Here is a 1820-nt window from a genome sequence, read left to right as displayed (position 1 = left end):
CGGACTGTTCGTCCCATCTAGTTGGTCGAACGGTCCGTTCACTCGCGAGGTGGGCGGGATCGGTTCGGTGGTCGGGTGAGCAGGGCTGATCCACGTGGGCGGACGGGCCGTGCACCCGGCGCCGGGCCGGGTGGAAGTGGGTGGGCGGTCCGCCCGTCCGGCGGTTGTGGCGAACGGTCGTTCGCTTCGAAGTGGAGGTGCGATGGGTGGGGACGAGCGGTTCCGGGCCGAGCAGGTGACCGGCGCGTGCGCGGAGCACGGGGAAGGGCCCGTGTGGCACGACGGCTGGCCGGGGCTGCGGTGGGTGGACATGCTCGCCGGCGACGTGCTCACCCTGCTGCCGGGCGGCGCGGTGCGGCGGACGCACGTCGCAGCGGTGGTGGCGGCGCTGCGGCCCCGAGCCGGCGGCGGGGCGGTGCTCGCCGTGGAGCGCGGGTTCGCGTTCGCGGACGACGAGCTCACCGACGTCCGGCCATTGAGTCCGTTGTGGACGGACCCGGGCGTGCGGATGAACGAGGGCGGGTGCGACCCGGACGGCCGCTTCTACTGCGGATCGATGGCCTACGACGCGACGCCGGGCGCGGGCGCGCTGCACCGGCTGGACGGCACCGGGAACGTCGAGGTGGTGCTGGCCGGGGTGACGATCTCGAACGGCCTGGCGTGGAGCCCGGACGGCACGACCGCCTACTACGCGGACACCCCGACGCAGCGGGTGGACGCCTTCGACTACCGCGGCGGCGAGCTCACCCGCCGGCGCGAGCTGGTGCGGATCGCCCCGGAGCTCGGCGCGCCGGACGGGCTGACCGTGGACGCGGCGGGCTGCCCGTGGGTGGCGCTGTGGGGCGGGGGAGCGGTGCACCGCTACTCGCCGGAGGGCGCGCTGCTGGCGGTGGTGGAGCTGCCGGTCCCGCGCGTCACGGCCTGCACCTTCGGCGGCCCGGACCTCGCGGACCTGTACATCACGACGTCCCGGCAGGAGGTGGACCTGCGCGCGTACCCGGAGTCGGGGGCGCTGTTCGTGGTCCGCGGCGCGGGGCGCGGCCTCCCGGTGGTGCCGTACGTGTCCACATAGGACTACAACACGTGCCCGGTCGGTCACCGGGAGGCGCTCGGCAAGCTCTCGGCAACTCGTTGACAACCTTGCGCAAGATGCCGTTCGATGGCTCGCACCCGCACCGATCACCGGCGACGTGCGGTGTCGAGGAGGAGACGTGGCGGCAACGCTCACCGAGGTCGCGAAGCACGCGGAGGTGGCCCTGTCCACCGCCTCCCGCGCGTTCAGCGAACCCGGCAGGCTCGGCGCGGACACCCTCCGCAAGGTGCTGGCCGCCGCCCAGGAACTCGGCTACGACCCGGGCCGCACCCGCCACCCCGCGCCCCCGCGGGGCGGCACCGTCGCCGTCGTCGTCCCGGACATCGCGAACCCGGTGTTCGGCGCCTTCGTGAAGGCCGCCCAGGCCGAGGGATGGCACCGGTCGCAGACGGTGCTGCTCGCCGACACCGCGTTCGACCCGGACCGGGAGCGCGACGTGCTCGCCCACCTGCGGGGTCGCGCGGACGGGATCGTGGTGTGCTCGCCGCGGCTGGACGCGGAGGAACTGCTGGCGCTGTGCGGGCGGACCCCGGCGGTGCTGGTGAACCGGGCGGCGACCGGGGTCGACTGCGTGCTCTCCGACGCCACCGACGGGCTGCGGCAGGCGGTGGACTACCTGACCGCGCTGGGCCACCGCCACCTCTCCTACGTGCAGGGTTCGACGCGGTCCTGGTCGAACGCGCACCGCCTCGGCATCGTCACCGCGCTCGCCGAGCAGGCGGGCGCG

The 1820-nt window shown here is 74.7% G+C and carries 2 protein-coding genes; both read left to right on the top strand.

From position 1 onward, the window contains the following. Positions 1–202: 202 nt before the first annotated feature. On the top strand, positions 203–1072 hold the full coding sequence (locus tag LCD31_RS21700) for an SMP-30/gluconolactonase/LRE family protein (RefSeq protein WP_224960671.1): 870 nt from the start codon (positions 203–205) through the stop codon (positions 1070–1072). Between the two features lie 139 nt (positions 1073–1211). Then, on the top strand, positions 1212–1820 hold a 609-nt coding region (locus LCD31_RS21695), incomplete at its 3' end, for a LacI family DNA-binding transcriptional regulator (RefSeq protein WP_224960670.1).

This window comes from Saccharopolyspora sp. 6M, assembly GCF_020176775.1.
Lineage (GTDB): Bacteria > Actinomycetota > Actinomycetes > Mycobacteriales > Pseudonocardiaceae > Saccharopolyspora_C > Saccharopolyspora_C gregorii.
This window is presented reverse-complemented; position numbering and strand designations above follow the sequence as displayed.